This is a genomic window from Aquimonas sp., from assembly GCF_044377145.1.
In the GTDB taxonomy this organism is placed as follows: Bacteria; Pseudomonadota; Gammaproteobacteria; order Xanthomonadales; family Xanthomonadaceae; genus Aquimonas.
Map to the genome: position 1 here is coordinate 79755 of NZ_JBILJQ010000005.1, position 14913 is coordinate 94667.

At 65.3% G+C, this 14913-nt stretch carries 11 protein-coding genes; 1 reads left to right on the plus strand and 10 read right to left on the minus strand.

The window, feature by feature from the left end; translation table 11 throughout:
* Positions 1–387: 387 nt before the first annotated feature.
* The 10 genes from ACIQ7H_RS03140 to ACIQ7H_RS03185 form a co-directional block, all read right to left on the minus strand.
* Complete coding sequence (locus ACIQ7H_RS03140) at positions 388–1074, minus strand: hypothetical protein (RefSeq protein WP_395788296.1); 687 nt, start codon at positions 1072–1074, stop codon at positions 388–390.
* Positions 1071–1937 (minus strand): hypothetical protein, encoded by an 867-nt coding sequence (locus ACIQ7H_RS03145; protein ID WP_395788297.1) that lies wholly within the window; start codon positions 1935–1937, stop codon positions 1071–1073. The genes ACIQ7H_RS03140 and ACIQ7H_RS03145 overlap by 4 nt, the downstream gene beginning before the upstream one ends.
* Before the next feature lie 26 nt (positions 1938–1963).
* A complete protein-coding gene (locus ACIQ7H_RS03150) occupies positions 1964–3469 on the minus strand; it encodes a pilus assembly protein TadG-related protein (RefSeq protein WP_395788299.1) in 1506 nt (501 codons plus the stop codon).
* Between the two features lie 319 nt (positions 3470–3788).
* Positions 3789–4085 carry a pilus assembly protein gene (locus tag ACIQ7H_RS03155; protein ID WP_395788301.1) on the minus strand — a complete coding sequence of 99 codons (297 nt, stop codon included), beginning with the start codon at positions 4083–4085 and terminating at the stop codon, positions 3789–3791.
* Between the two features lie 361 nt (positions 4086–4446).
* The gene (locus ACIQ7H_RS03160) at positions 4447–7545 is read right to left on the minus strand and encodes a spermine synthase (RefSeq protein ID WP_395788303.1); all 3099 of its coding nucleotides are present in this window, start codon (positions 7543–7545) and stop codon (positions 4447–4449) included.
* Positions 7546–7815: 270 nt separating this feature from the next.
* On the minus strand, positions 7816–9228 hold the full coding sequence (locus ACIQ7H_RS03165; RefSeq protein WP_395788305.1) for a hypothetical protein: 1413 nt from the start codon (positions 9226–9228) through the stop codon (positions 7816–7818).
* Positions 9225–10334 (minus strand): cell division protein ZapE, encoded by a 1110-nt coding sequence (gene zapE / locus ACIQ7H_RS03170; RefSeq protein ID WP_395788307.1) that lies wholly within the window; start codon positions 10332–10334, stop codon positions 9225–9227. The genes ACIQ7H_RS03165 and zapE overlap by 4 nt, the downstream gene beginning before the upstream one ends.
* Positions 10331–11005 (minus strand): alpha/beta hydrolase, encoded by a 675-nt coding sequence (locus ACIQ7H_RS03175; RefSeq protein ID WP_395788309.1) that lies wholly within the window; start codon positions 11003–11005, stop codon positions 10331–10333. Before ACIQ7H_RS03175 ends, zapE begins: the two co-directional genes overlap by 4 nt.
* 64 nt (positions 11006–11069) lie before the next feature.
* Positions 11070–12899 carry an ExeM/NucH family extracellular endonuclease gene (locus tag ACIQ7H_RS03180; protein WP_395788311.1) on the minus strand — a complete coding sequence of 610 codons (1830 nt, stop codon included), beginning with the start codon at positions 12897–12899 and terminating at the stop codon, positions 11070–11072.
* A 103-nt stretch (positions 12900–13002) separates the two neighbouring features.
* A complete protein-coding gene (locus ACIQ7H_RS03185; RefSeq protein ID WP_395788313.1) occupies positions 13003–13518 on the minus strand; it encodes a c-type cytochrome in 516 nt (171 codons plus the stop codon).
* 203 nt (positions 13519–13721) lie between these two features.
* Here ACIQ7H_RS03185 and ACIQ7H_RS03190 point away from each other — a divergent pair, with 203 nt between their 5' ends.
* Positions 13722–14888: a sensor histidine kinase gene (locus tag ACIQ7H_RS03190; RefSeq protein WP_395788315.1), complete on the plus strand. Its 1167-nt coding sequence runs from the start codon at positions 13722–13724 to the stop codon at positions 14886–14888.
* The last annotated feature ends 25 nt before the right edge of the window (positions 14889–14913 follow it).

Genomic DNA, 14913 nt, shown 5'->3' on the forward strand with positions numbered 1-14913 from the left:
TTACTCGTAAGGCGGCGGCGTGAATTGAAGCACCCAAGAGCTACAGACAATGCGCTAGGCGGCAGTCCGTGAGCCCGGCGAAGTGCTCTGCGGTGCAGCGTGCGCTGGGTCGAACAGCCTCAAAAACCAAGACACACCTGGTTGCCCAGCCTTCGGCACGGCCCTTCAGCCCGCGGCCTCGTCGGAACGCACACTATCGAAACCTGGGCAATCCGGCTGCGTAGGCGAAGTTCCCGAAAACGGACCTGATCACATCGATCAGGGTCACGATCAGGGGGCGACCATCGAACGGTGTGACATCGGGCATCGGAACCAATAGGGCTGCCACGATGGCAGCGCCAACAATCGCGTACTCGGTTGAGCTGAAACCCGCCTGCCGTCGCCTGCTCATCGTTCTTCCCAGACCGCAATGGTGCGCGTGACGCCGTCGACGCGGGTGACGGCAAGCTGCAGACGATCGTTGCCGCGGGCAGCACTCAGCGCGCCATCGCCCGAGCGCACCATCGCGGCTTCCTCGACCCGCCAGCCGCGTCCATCCAGCGCCCGGATATACTGCTCAAGGTTCTGCTGAACAGAATGCGTGTTGCTGACGGTAATGGTGCGGCTGTTCCAGCCCGCTTCGTTGGCCTCCAGAACACTCTCGACACTGGTCGAGCCAAGCCGGGGGAAGTCGCGCAGCAGGGTTTCGGGCTGCACGCCATTGCCCTCCAAGAGGTCGGTCACTGCCAGTTGGCCGGCGGTTTCAGCGCCCTGGCGTGTGAGCTGCACGGTGTAGATCAGACCGCGCGTCTCGTCCACATGGGTCAGCAATCGCGATTCGCCAAGGTTCACTTCGGTATAGCCCGGCTCACGCGCATTGCCGGTGCCCCACTGCCGCCGATAGAACGCCAGCACGTCCTCCACGGTTCGCGTGGTTCTGAGATCCCAGCTCGACATGCGCACGCCGTTGAGTCGCATATTCAAGCCGACCTGGCTGATGTCGGCATCGGGGGGCGCAGGGAAGGTGTCGAACGGCCCGGCGGAGGCGGCAACCGAAAAGCAGACGCCGAGCAAGAGGGTCAGGATGCGGTTCATTGGTAGCGCCCCAGTCGATGTGCGGGCGTGCGTTCGGTGTCGACCTTGCCGAACTCCAGATCATCGATCTCCCTGGCGATAAACAGCCAGCTGATGATGTTGAGCGCGCTTTCGACGCCTTGGTTGTTCAGAAGCTGCGTCGGCAACAACGCTCGGGCCTGTGCGGCGGCATGCTCGCGCCGCGCCACATTCCAACCGTCTGCGAGCAGCAACAGCTGACGCGGGCTGCCATTCTCTCGGTCCAAGCGCAGATCGATCGGAGTGTCGGTGTTGTTGACGCTGCGCATGAACTCGTCGTAATGACCCAAGTCTTCGAGGTTGGTCTCAAGGCGAGTGGTGTAGAGGCTGCGGGTTTCCACCTCGAACGGGGTCAGATCTGTGAGCGTCCGCATTACCTGGCCCTGAGTGTTGGCGGCAAGGCCCGACAGCGCGCCTCGGGTTTGCGGCGTTGATCCATAGACCGGCCGCTCATCGTTGTTGCTGCGGCTGACCATCCACGGCCGGTAGCCACGCTGTTGAGCCGTGTGGTTCACCGCTGTCGGTCGGTACAGGATGAAATCTTGCGGGTTCTCCTGTGCGCGGGTGCGGTTGCGATCGTCGCTGCGAATCAGCGCTCGACTCTGGCCGAACACGCGCGACTGGACCTCAATGGCGAGGTCGTTGGACGACTTCACCGCCGGCACATCGACGAAGCGCGGACGCGACTCGTGCCAAACGGTCCGCTCCCAGGCCGCATAGCGAAGCCCTTGCTCGTACTTGTGCTGACCCGCGATCATCTTGCCCAGCACGGGCGTGAGCAGAAGTGCCGGCGCGAGCACGAAGGCAGCAACGATCACGAACTCCACCAGTGAGGCGCCACGCATGCGACCACGAATCGTGTGCAGGGTGCTCACAGTTCCACCCCCACGGCGGCCAAGGCCAGTGTGCGCTCGGCCAATGTCGGCGGCAGCAGCCTCACCTGCCAATACGGGTTGTAGAGATCACCGAAATCGCGCCTGCGTCCAGCGTCGGTTCCACGCAGGTCCACCCGGCTACCGCTGGAGCGGAAGCTTGGGTCGTGATCGCGAGAGAAGTACACGCCCGCCTTGGCCAGCGAGGCCATTCGGTCTCCGACCATGCCGCCACGCTCCTGGCTATTGATCAAGGGCGTCACCGTTCCGCCCGCCGCGACAATCGTCCTTTCCCAGCTGCCGACATCGCCGCTGCCTTTGGTGAGCAGAATCTTTACGTTCAGATCGTCTTGCGGCACGCGTCCACGATCACGCAGGTCGAAGAAGGGGCGTAGGCCGCCGCTGCGCTGCAGGTTGTTGTTGCCGTAGCGGGTCTGGGCGATGTTAGCGTTCATCGGCATTTCACGAACCCCATCGCCCCACACGTACTGGTTCTCGCGACGGCTGTTCCATTGGTTGCGATAGAAATAGGTGTTGCCAGTGGTCAGCGCATGCGCGGCGCCATAGCCGAAGGGCAGCGTCTCCCTCCAGGAGCCCCAGCGGAAGCGACGAAAATTCCAGGTCCGCGTCTCGACGCCAACCACATCCATTGCCGTCCAGTTGAAATTGAAGTTCCGGTCGTTGCTCGGATTGGGCATCAGATCGGAGCCACCGAATTTGCGCACGCGGAACTGCGCCGGCCACAGCCAGGAGACTTCGAACCAGCTGTAGGTGCGACGGCGAGTGAAGCCGTCGCGGCTTTCCTCGGTAACGGTGCGGAACTCTTCCATCCGCTCGCGCGCTCGCCGATCGTTGGTATTGAGGCGGTTCTTGGGCGGCGGCGAGATCAACACCTGTTTGTTGCCCCAGGCATTGAAGAATGAAGTCCACATCGCCGTATTGGTGATCACCGATGAAGTATTGATGCTGGGGTCCGAGCCGGACACGACATCTTCGAGCGCGGCCTGCCCCAGACCCAGGGTGAGTCCATGATGGGCGATCTGCGCCGCAGAAATGGCGGTGAGAACGGCCTCTTCAGCTGCCACCAGAATCGGGGTGATCGCCGCAATCGCTTCGTCGAAGATACGGGTGGTCTGCTCGATGATCTGGCCGAGTACACGGATCACCGCGCCCACGTATGGAATTGCCTGCAGCGGCGTCGTGACTCGATTGAAATTCTGCCCCGCGTTGCGAAGCATCTTGGTCCAGGACGCGAGACCGACGACCTGCGCCACGGCAACTTGGTTGGCCACCATCGCGCGATTCGTGTAGGCCTTGAAGTTCATGTCGCGGGCCACGGCCTGGGCGACGCTGTAAGCTGCGGAATCGGACACCGTTTGCAGCCGGACCTTGTCCGTTGTCATCAGTCCGGTGTTGTACATGCCCACACCGGCCAGCGAGAGCACTCCGAACAGAATGATCGTCAGCATGGTGGCGTGGCCGCGCTCGCGGTTGGATGTGCGCATGGCCGACCTCATTGACTCGTTCACAGCGTTGCCCGCGGACAGGATTCGCGAATCCGGTCTTGGGGCGCTCGGGCAGAAGGCATTCTCATCGATCCAAACGGCCACCCAAGCAGGCAGGCCGAACCACGGTTGCCCGGCGAGGCTGCGCACGCGTAGGCCAGAACCAGCTGGCGTTGCAAAACGAGCAGCGCAGGCGAGCGGACGCGACACGACCACTCTTTCGAGAGGCGATGATTAGACCGACACGGTTACAGATTCTCGGCGTAGCTGCCGCGAGGCGGGGCTTGGGCCCACAACCTCGCGGCATCCGCCTACTGACTTAGTTGACAGCGTTGCTGCCAGCCTTGTCGTAGTTACCCAGCGTCGTCGTCTTGTGGGTGTCGTTGGCGACGCTGGCAGCGGTCTGCGCAGCGGCCTTCGCGTTGCCAATCTGGGCGTTGGCGGAGGTACCACTCATTTCCTGAGCCATACCGGCGACCTGGCTGCGGACCGTGCCGCCGAACAGGCTGGTCACGGCGATGGCAGCGATCGCAATCAGGGCGACGATGATGATGTACTCGGTCATGCCCTGACCGAACATACGCTTGCTTGAACGGAAACCGATGATCTTGCTCATTTGAGACTCCCCTACCGAAGTTGATGTGGCTTTTGGAGTCGACGTGCATCCGTGCAGTCGACGATAGTGCGTGGGCAGCGTCGCTGCTCACGGGATGGATTACAGACGCTTTGCTTGTTGTCGCTTGAGTTTGCCTGCCGATTCCTCTTGCTCACCCCCAGGTGAAGCGCACCGCCGGCGAGGCTGCTGTAGTCAACCATGGGAATACAACGGTTGCGTTACAGTTGGTTGGAATCTAGCCGATGTCACGCAGCGTGACAAGTGCTTGGCTGTGCCTGAAAAGTGTTTCTGTTGATACCTTCATCGCGTGAGCAAGACGCAAGAGCTGCGGCTACAGAAGACTCAGGCATCCGCCGACACGCTAACCCCGGCTCTGCAGAAGCTGCGCCGGCTCTGCACGCGCGCGATGCAAGGACCCGGCAGTCAAGCGCAGTTCGAAACGCTGCGCTTCGTTCAAGCCTTCAGACTTGAGCTGCTGAACGAGCTCGAGCTCCAGACCCTGCTCTCCCTCGCTGCCGTACGCGGCAAGCAGGGCAACATGTGCCAACAGGCGCCGCTCGGAGATCGCAAGGTCGGCCGTCGCCAGGCCCTCGACGAGCGCCAGATCGGAACGCAGGTTCACCCAATCACGCCGCGCCAGGGACGCGAGAACACGCTGAATCGGTGCAACTGCCGCCGGCAAGCTTGCCTCCTCGCAGCGCAACCAATCGGACGCTGACCACAGTGCCAGCAGACGCTCAGGCGGCAGGAACGCCGCGGTCTGGTTGTAGGCCTCGATCAGCATCCGATTGACCGCCACCGGCGTCGCCGAGTGCAGACATTCAGAACCCAATCCACGCAAACGCTCCCCCAGCCCCAGCCAGCGCAGATCCTGCGGCTCATCGCGGCGCGGGCCAGCGGGGGACTCTCCGTTCAAGGCAGCCGCCAACTCCTCGGCATAGCGGCGGTCGTGCACCAACTGCATGCCAACCTTTGGATCGCGCGAGGCGTCGGCGCCGTTGCTGACGTGCGCAGCGGGATCTGCTGACTGAAGCACCCCCATCGGGCTCCTGTACAGACCCAGCACCAGCTCGGCGCGCGCGTGCATGTAGCGATCACGCGGGGCCCAGTGAGCAAGGATCGGCTGGAAATCGGAGTTGACCGGGCCCGCATCGAGATCGAGCAGGGGCCGGATCCGGCTGCGGTCGGCCAGCTTGCGTTCGCGCAGATCCTGGATTGTCCTGATTCCTGACAGATCGGCCAGTGCGCGCAGCTCCGGCTGCAGCAGAAAGCTGCTGTCAAGCTCGGGCAGGGCTCCGGTCGGAGATGCCACGATGATGATGTCGCTGTTGTTGCTGAGGTACAGCGCGTAGTCGTCGAACTCACCGTCGAGCGCGCGCAGCACGGTCAGCAGGGTGGCATCTGAGATTTCATAGGCTTGCACCCATTGCACCAGCAGTCCGTCGGGTTTCAGATGGCGCTTGACGAACGCATAGAACTCGATCGAGAACAGCTTGGCGACGCCGGCCACCCACGGGTTGGAGGGTTCGGAGACGATGATGTCGTAGCGCGCCGCCTGGCCGGAAAAGTACGCGCGAGCGTCGTCGATGACGATCTTGGAGCGTGGGTCGTCAAACGCGGCCGCGACCCGCGACCCGAAACCGCGCGCGGCATCGACCATGCGCGGCTCGATTTCAACCGTAGTGATGCTGGACAGGCGCGGATCGCTGGCGAAAACGTGGGTGGTCAGACCGGAGCCGAAGCCGATGTTGGCGACCTCGCGTGCCTGCGGGTTCGCGGCCAGCCCCAGCAGCGCCGCGATGATCATGGTCGGCTCATCCGGGGTGGGCGACAGCGCGGGATCCATGTTCAACGAGGCGTCAGGCTTGCCGTTGGTAGCGATGGTCAGGGTCTTGTTCGGAATGCCGTGCAGGGCGATCGACGCCGTCTTTCCATCGGCCTGGTAGAGCACGCTGCGGCTGGCATCGAGTTCCGCAACGCGGGTCCGATACACGCCCGAGTGCAGGCGCATCGGATCGAATTTCGCGCTCAGCAGTACCACCACGATGGCGCCAATGGAGACTGCGGTGGCCAGCGCCAGTCGCCGCGGCAGCTGTCGGCCGCGCGCCATCCACAGCAGCAGCAGACCGAGCACCAGATCGATCGAGGCGGCGAACACCATGCCGAGTTTCAGCCCCATCGCCGGCATCGCGAAGTGGACCATGCAGATGACCCCGATGATCGCACCCAGAGTATTGATGGCATACGCGTGGCCGATCGCGCGTTCGCCCGCGCCACGGCGCAGCAGCACGAAAGTCAGCACCGGCAGGGTCATGCCGGCAAAGAAGGCCGCAGGCAGCATGATTGCGATGGCGACACTGGCCGTCGCGAGGTTGTAGAACAAATAGCCGCTGGCCGTGGGTGCCAGCGTGTCCAAGGTGCCGCTGACCAACAGAAACGCGTGGTCGTAGAGGGGCAGCGTCGCCAGCGCCGCGAGGCCCATGGCAAGCTGGATATAGCCGGCATAGCGCATCGGGTCCGCCACCTGGTCCAGCCGGCCACGCACGTACAGACCGCCGAGGGCGAGGCCGCCGATAAAGGCGGCCAGCATCAGTTCGAACGCGTGCTGGCTGGTGCCCAAGGCCAGTGACAGCATGCGGATCCAGCCCACCTCGTACATGAAGGATGAGAGCCCGGTCAGACCGGCGATCAGCAGGACCGCCAGTGCCACGGGATCGCGTCCGCTTCGCGCTGGCGCTTCGGCAGCTGAGGCCCCGAGTTCCTGCAGGGTGGGTGCATTCTCGACCGACCGTGCCGGCACCCGGGCAAACCAGACGCCCGCGAGAATCAACAAGTTGAGGATGCCCGCCAAGCCCATCGCACCCGGCAAGCCACCGGCCGGCACCAGCACAAAGGTGGCGAGCAGAGCACCGGCCGCGGCGCCGATCGAGTTGTAGAAGTACAGACCTCCAAGCACCGCACCCGCCCGCTGCGGCATCCAGCGCATCAATCCCGCACTCATGATCGGGAAGGTCATGCCGAGCAGAATGGTCTGCGGCAGGATCAGAGCGGCTGCAACCACCCAGCGCGAGATTCCAACCGCCTCAGGCGAGCCCAGCGAGGGCAGCCACTCGCTGTACAACCAGGCGCTGACCAGCAGGAACAAGGCATGGAAGGCGACGCCGACAAGACCGACGATGCCCTCAATCAGCCCATAGGCGAGCAGCAGATTGCGGATACGCCCGACGAAATGTGCCGCCAGCCAGGCGCCGGTGGCCATGCCGCCCATGAAGATCGACAACACCAGCGATTGCGCGTAGGCAGAACTGCCCAGCAGCAGGCTCAGGTACTGGCTCCACAGCGACTGGTAGATCAGTCCGGAAACGCCGGAGGCGACGAAGAAGATCAGCATCCAGTACAGGCGCTGCGGCTGCTCGGGCCGGGTCAGGGGGGGCGCTGCAACGACGTCGACTGAACTCATGCGTTGACCTCAAACCGGTGGGCACCACGCGTCGCGCCACATGGCTGCGGCGGCTCGCGGATCGGAAATCACGGCGACTGCGCTCAGCGCACCCCTGCACGCGGGCGAGTCGCAGCCGGATAGCAATGCCGCGGCACATGACTTGCACGCGGCGGCGATGATTCTAGCCCGGAAAGATTGCATCCAGCGGTGCGCGGACCAGATCCGCTCGCTGCGCCAGCGCGAACTGGCGGACTACCTAAGCACCTGCCGCGCGCGCTCGGGACCGCGTCAGCCGCGGCTGACGACCGGGTGTTCGGAGGCGCGATGTCCCACCCACAGCAGGGCGGGCGCGAGCAGGGCGGCCTGGATCGGCCAGGCCAGATAGCGAAACTCGGCACTACCAGAGACGAACACCAGCGGCAAGGCATACGCCAAGGACGACGCTGCGACAGCCGCCGCCAATGCGGCATGCGGCTGATCGCGCAAACAACCGGGAACAGCGGCGATAGCTGTCCCCGCGGCCAGCAACAAGTACAGCCAGCCCATGAAGAATGGCCCGTCGGTATTGCGCATGCCCCAATCGATCCAGGCCTGTCGCCAGGCATTGGGCACCTGTTCGATCGACGGATTACCCTCCATCGCGACAAAGCCCATCATCAGCACCTGATGGTCTGGCAAGGCGGCGTTGTCGAACCCGAACAGCAGCGCAGCCAAGCGCAGGCGATGCGCGAAGTACGGACCAGGATGCTCCAGGGGAAGGCGAAACCAGGCTTGACGCAGCTCAAGGACGTTCTCGTCGGGAAAGTCCTGCCACAAGGTGTGGCTCAGCTGACCGCTCAGGAAGAGTGTGGTGTTTGTCCACTCGTTGAAATGCGGGCGCATCGCCTCAACCCGCGCGCCCGGCAGCTGGAACGGCTTGGGTATGTGCATCTCGCTTTCGACCAGAGAGACCGCGGCCATGTCCCACAGCGCGACGACGGACCACACTGCCTGCGGGTTCTTGACGCCCTCGCCAAGGTTCGGCAGTTGCGCCAGCGCGTGCAAACCGAGTGCCATCACCGTTGCAACCGGCACTGCAATCAGGCCTGGTGAAAACGGGCCTGCTGAAAACGGGCCTCGTGCCAACGCGCCAGGCGGTGGCCGCCGTGTGGCCACACGCGGCAACTGCGTCAGGCTGCGCCAGACAATCCATGTCAGTAGCGGCAGTGCACCGGTCACCGCGTTGTGACGACATGCGCAGGCGAGCAGCAACAGCAGCAGGGCTGCGATCCGCAATCGCCAGCTGGGATGCCGGAGGTCCAGACACAGCATCCACACCGCCAGCGCAAACGCGCCGAGCATCGGGATGTCCTTGAAGATGTGGGCGCTGAGCAGCAGCAGCGGCGGCCACAGACCGATCGCGAGCACCAGCAACGCACGCAGCCCCCAGTGCACATTGAGACTTGCTGCGATGCCGGCCAGACCGGCCCAGATCATGCCCTGCTGCAGCACCAGCATCGAGCCGGGTCCGCTCCAATGGGGCTCGATCCAATGCCATAACAAGGTCAGCAACGGCGGGTGCGTGGAATCGAAAGCGCCAGTCCGCGCCTGCTTCCATTGATACGCCCCGTCCCAGCTCAACCAGCCGGGTGCGAACAAGCACACGGCCAGCGAGAAACCCAGCGCAGCCATCGCCCAGGGCGCGGCCGCACGCGCATTCACGGCCGGTGCTCCCGGCCCAGGTAGTCCTCACTCTGCATCTCGATCAGCCGACTGCAGGTGCGCTCGAATTCATGGCGTAAGCGCTGGCCGACGTACAGATCCAGAATCGGCACCGCGGCGGCGACCACCAGGTTCACGGCGCGGTCGTAGAACTCGTCTACCAGGTGAACAAATCGGCGCGCGGCATTGTCGAGTGGAAGGTCGAGTTGCGGCAGGCCGGACAGCAGCACGGTGTGGAAGTCGCGCGCGATCTCGATGTAGTCATCCACCGCGCGTGGGCCTTCGCAGAGGGCGGCGAAATCGAACCAGGCCACGCCCTCGGCATGGCGGCGACACGGGATCTCGCGGCCATTGATGCGCAGCGGCCCGGCGCCCTGTTCGGCTTCGACGCTGAGCTTTGCGTACAGCGATTCGAGTTCGCGGTCGGCATCGCTGCCATCCGGGACCAGCCAGGTCCGGCACTGGCGCAGATTGCGCAGGCGGTAGTCGGTGCTGCTGGCCATTTCGTGCACCGCGCAGTGCGACTTCAGCTGCGCGATCGCCGGCAAAAAGCGCTCACGCTGCAGGCCCTCGCGATACAGATTATCGGGCGGGGTGTTGGAGGTGGTGACCAGGCACACGCCGCGCGCGAACAGGTGGTGCAGCAGGCGGCCCAGGATCATCGCGTCACCGATGTCGACGACGAAGAACTCGTCCAGGCACAGCAGGTTCGCCTGCTTCGCGAGGTCGGCGGCGACCTCGGCCAGCGGGTCGGCACGGCCGGGCAATGCGCCCAGGCGTTCGTGCACTTCCGACATGAAGCGATGGAAATGCACGCGACGCTTGGCGGTGATGGGCAACTGTTCGAAGAACAGATCGACCACAAAGGTCTTGCCGCGCCCAACGCCGCCCCACAGGTACAGCCCGCGCGGCGGCGGCGGCCGGCGTCCGCGCAGGCGATCGAACAGGCTCGGCGTTGGCCGATCAAGCAGGTCGGTCTGGATGCGCTCAAGCTCACGCAGCGCCGACAGCTGGGCGGAGTCCTGCTGCCAGCGCCCGTCAGCAGCGCCCGCAAGATAAGCACGGATCGGCCCGCTCGGCACCGCGCCGACAACGCTGTGGCTCACGGATTCAGCAGCGGCGGCAGGTTGCTGCGTACACCGTTCTTGACTGCGCCACGCAGGTCCATCAACCGTCGGTGAAAGAAATGCCCGGCTTCCGGCATGCGCACCAGAGTCGGCGGTTCGGGCAGGCTGTCGACCCAGTCGAACACGGCCTGGGGCTCGACCACATCGTCCTCTTCACCCTGCACCACCAACCACGGGCAGGTCGGTGGCAGCACGGCCGAGAAGTCCCAGCGGCCGGCCGGCGGGGCGATCGAAATCATCTGTTTCACCGGCAGATGGCGCGCGCCCAACAGGGCGACATAGCTGCCGAACGAGAATCCGGCCAGCCACAGGGCATCGTTCGGACGCACTGCATGTACCCACTCCGCCACGGCGAGCAGATCGAGGGTTTCACCGCGACCGTCGTCGTACTCGCCCTCGGAGGCGCCAACGCCACGGAAGTTGAAGCGCACGGTACGCAGGCCGAGCTCGCGCAGGCTGCGCTCGACCATGGTGACCACCTTGTTGTGCATGGTACCGCTGTGGAGCGGATGCGGATGGCAGATCACCGCCGTGCCGGCGCGCGCAAGCTCGGGCTCAGGCACTTCGGTCACGGTCTCCAAGGCACCGGCCGACCCGGGCAGCAGCAGCTCGGCCGCGCTTTCAGGAAATTGGGCAGGGGCGTTGATCATCAGAAGATCCGTACAGGCGGTCGGAGGATGATACCGGAGGCCAACTGGCGCACCGGATCTGCGCTCAGGGCGCGCTGGCTGCGCTGCGCAAGATCATGATCAGCGGATCGTGGTCCGAACTGGCCCACGGCTCTGCGCTGTACCAGTCGGCATTGCGTGCGTATGCCGCATAACCGAAGGCTTCGGCCTCGTCCGCATTGATCGCCCAGATCGCCGCATCACGCACATCGGCCGCCAGCGCCGGGCTGGCGAGCGCGTGGTCGAGACTGCCGCCGTAGCCGCGGTAGTTGTAGCTGAACTCGCTGCCGCGGCCGGCCAGCTCAAGCGCTTGCCGATAGCCCGCGCTGCGCAGCAGACGTACCGGATCCTCGTGGCTGTACGCATTCAGATCACCGAGGATCAAGCGACGTCCGGCGTCGGCGCTGCCGATGCCGCTGTCCAGCCAGGCCAGCAGCTCACGGGCGGCCTGAACACGGGAGGCATTCCAGCAGCCCTGGCCATCACCCTGATCGCGGTCACCGCCCTCAGCACCGTCGCAGCCGCCTTTCGATTTCCAGTGATTGACCACGACCGAGAACGGCGCTCCGCCGTCGTGCGGGCGGAATGTCTGCAGCAAGGGCGCTCGGCCGCCCCGCTCGAACGCACCGCTGTTGAGGCTGGCCGGCGCACCTTCGGGGCTGACGGCGCGCGCGCGGTAGATCAGCGCAACCCGGATCTGGTCGCCGCCGAGGGGTTCGGGAGTTTCGATGAAGCGGTAGTCACCGGCAGCGGGATCCGCATCGGCATCGGCGACTGCGGCATTCAGCGCATCGACCAGTTCGGCCAGCGCACTGCGCTTGCCATACCCATCGTTCTCAAGCTCCAGCAGTCCAGCCACGTCGGGGCGTGCCTGCGCGAGGGCGCTGATGATCTTGGCCCGCTGGCGGCCGAAGTCGGCGGGCGTGGCCGCACCGCGCGGGGTCGGGAAGCCAGCGCCGCGGCCGTTGCCATTGAAGAAATTCTCGACGTTGAAGCTGGCCACACGCAGACCCGGCTGCAGCTCAGGCAGGGCAGGCCGCGGCGCCTGCGCGGCAACTGCCAGATCACGCCGCAGCTGCAGTACCCAGCGACCGAAGCCTTGTTCGAGCAGACCTTCGGCACCGCCCAGCTGGCTGCCGGCGCGCAGTGGTGCGGCGTTCGACAGCGGCTCCGACAGGAACCACAGCTTTTCCGGGTACTCGCTGCGACGACCATCATCCAGCAGCAGGCTGCGTCGATCCTGCTCGACGCCCAGCGCGCGCGCTTCCGCCCCAGGCGGGTGCACATCGGTGATGCTGCGCAAGCGCTCGCCGAAGCTCACATGCAGCTCGCCAAAACGCAGCAGACCGTCGTTGCCACTGACCGTCAGCGGAGCGTCGATGCGCACCCACATGCCCTCCAGTCGTTCGTAGTCGGTCGCGCGCGCGGGCGCCTCGCGCAGCACGCTCGCCGCGGCGGCGGCCCGTCCCAGCACTTCGACGCGGGCCTCGACGAGCGTTGTCATCGACGCCCGCTCGGGGCCGATCTCGCGCACTATCGCGCTCACCCGCACGCGGTCACCGCGCCGCACCTTCGGCACAGACTCGCGCGGCCACTCGACGAAGATGCCGTCCGAAGTCGCCGGATCGGCGTCGGCTTCGCCGACCGCGTCCTGCATGAAAAATCCGCCCAGACCGTTGGCGAAGTTACTGGTGACCACGCCCTGGATGCGCAACCTCTGTCCCTCGAAAGGACTGCGATCAGCGCTGCCCTGCAGATCGCCGATGCGACGCGGGGCGATCGGCACGTCCTGGCTGCCGCTGTCGGTGCAGGCGGCCAAGGCCGTGCAGATCAGGGCCATGGACAGCAGCTGCGGGCGCAAACGGAACACACTCATGCGATGCGAGTCCTGCTGAGACGACAACGCCGCCCTTGCGGGGCGGCGTCGGTAGGGAACTTGAGCCGGAGCGATCCCGGCACTGCCACCAAGCCCCCGCGGATTATTTGAGGTTGTCCAACATCCAGCGCACCGATGCCTCGACTTGCTCATCGTTGAGCGAAGGGTTGCCACCTCGCGCAGGCATCACGCCCGCGGCGCCCTGGTAGCCCTCGATCGCGTGCTTGACCAGCGTTTCCACACCCTGCGGGACGCGCGCCGCCCACTCTGCAGAGAGCAGCTTGGGCGCGCCGGCTGCGCCGGAGGTATGACAGGCGCCGCACAGCTGATCGTAGATGTATTTGCCGTCAACGCTGCCGCCATAGGCGACCATGCCGGCCGCCGCTTTGGCTGCAGCTTCGGCCGCCGCAGCCATTGCCGCAGCGCCGGTCTCGCCGGCGTAGACCGCGCCGGCCGGGCGCAGCCTCTCGACCAGACGCTGCTCGGCCAGCGGGCTCGGCTCGGTCGGCGCGCTCAGGTAAAGGGCGCGGGCCCCGAGAATCAACACGATGGTCAACACCGTAAGGGCCGCGATGATCAGCGAGAATCGCTTCAAGAACAGCTGGTCGTGAGTACCCACAGCATCACCTGCATCAGATTCGGTTGAGCATTGGCGCGCACGCCCGAGCCTGCATCGGAGCAGGTCGAGCGTGGCGGGAACCCGCGGAGTATAGCGATGCACCCGCGGTGACGAAAGCCGCAGCCGCCAACATCCGAACTCTGGCTGATGACGCCAACCCACGCAGCCGGTAGGCTTCGTGGCCCACGTCTTGTCCGCTCTGGATGACCCAGCCGCCACTCAGCTCACGCACACCCAGTGATCCCGACGACGGGTCCGGCCGGGCGCGCGTGCGCCGGCATCGGCTCGCCCTGGGCCTGCTGTTCCTCAGCTCGGCGCTGGGCCTGCTTACTTTTGTGGATCGCTACCTGAGCCGCGTCGCCGCCGGGCGCTCGGCTGAGCTGTTGCGGGTGCTGCTTGAGGAAATGTCTGGCGCATGGGCGGCAGCTCTGCTGGTGCCGCTGATGGTGTGGCTGGCGCGGCGCTACCCGGTCAGCGGTATACGCTGGGCGCAGCATTTGCCGCTGCATTTCGGCTTCGCGCTGGGTGTCGGCGTTATGCATACCGCGCTGTCGGCGACGCTGCGAACCCTGCTGGTGTCTGTGCCGGGGCTGGCCGAGTTCGAATACCTGCCCAGCCTGCAGCGATTTCTGCTGTCCCTGCCGAACCAGCTGATCGTGTACGCGCTGGTGATCGCGATCACCCAGCAGATCGACCGCTACCGCGCCGCGCGCAACCGCGAACTGGAAGCCGAGCGCCTGCATGCCAGCCTCACGGAAGCCCAGCTTGAGGCCTTGCGCCGGCAGTTGGAGCCGCATTTCCTGTTCACCACGCTCAATGCTGTGTCCGAGTTGATCTACAGCCGCCCGTCTGCCGCCGAGGAGATGATCCGGCGCCTGTCGGCCCTGTTGAAGCATGCGTTCGCGCCGAGCCCCGAGCACGAGGCCAGCTTGGCTGAGGAACTGCGCGTGCTCGACCTGTACTTGGACATCATGCGGCTGCGTTTCGCCGAGCGGCTGTTCGTGCAGATCGACGTGCCGGAAGGCCTGCGTGGTCTGCGGGTGCCACGGCTGCTTCTGCAGCCCTTGATCGACAGCGCGCTGCGCCGCAGCGATGACCCCGGGCAAACCCTGGTGGCGGTGAAACTGATCGCCCGCGAGGTCGACGGCCGACTGAAGCTGAAAGTGGTCGACCAGGCGAGCAGCACGCCCGACGCCGAGTCCGACGTCGGTCTGCACAACGCCGCTGAGCGCATCCGTCGCCTCTACGGCACCGACTATGGCCTGCGCCGTCGCAGCGAGCCCGAGGGCAGCGCGGTGGAAGTCGAACTGCCGCTGCTTCCGGCCATCGGCGGCGCGCTGGTGAAGCCGCGGGCTACCCCGCAGCTGTAGTCCCACGGGGCCTGCCTGCGCTGTG

Bases quoted from the DNA above. Each gene is read 5' to 3' on its own strand.
- ACIQ7H_RS03140 (WP_395788296.1), bottom strand. From the start codon at position 1,074: ATGAACCGCATCCTGACCCTCTTGCTCGGCGTCTGCTTTTCGGTTGCC.
- ACIQ7H_RS03145 (WP_395788297.1), bottom strand. From the start codon at position 1,937: ATGCGTGGCGCCTCACTGGTGGAGTTCGTGATCGTTGCTGCCTTCGTG.
- ACIQ7H_RS03150 (WP_395788299.1), bottom strand. From the start codon at position 3,469: ATGCGCACATCCAACCGCGAGCGCGGCCACGCCACCATGCTGACGATC.
- ACIQ7H_RS03155 (WP_395788301.1), bottom strand. From the start codon at position 4,085: ATGAGCAAGATCATCGGTTTCCGTTCAAGCAAGCGTATGTTCGGTCAG.
- ACIQ7H_RS03160 (WP_395788303.1), bottom strand. From the start codon at position 7,545: ATGAGTTCAGTCGACGTCGTTGCAGCGCCCCCCCTGACCCGGCCCGAG.
- ACIQ7H_RS03175 (WP_395788309.1), bottom strand. From the start codon at position 11,005: ATGATCAACGCCCCTGCCCAATTTCCTGAAAGCGCGGCCGAGCTGCTG.
- ACIQ7H_RS03180 (WP_395788311.1), bottom strand. From the start codon at position 12,899: ATGAGTGTGTTCCGTTTGCGCCCGCAGCTGCTGTCCATGGCCCTGATC.
- ACIQ7H_RS03190 (WP_395788315.1), top strand. From the start codon at position 13,722: ATGACCCAGCCGCCACTCAGCTCACGCACACCCAGTGATCCCGACGAC.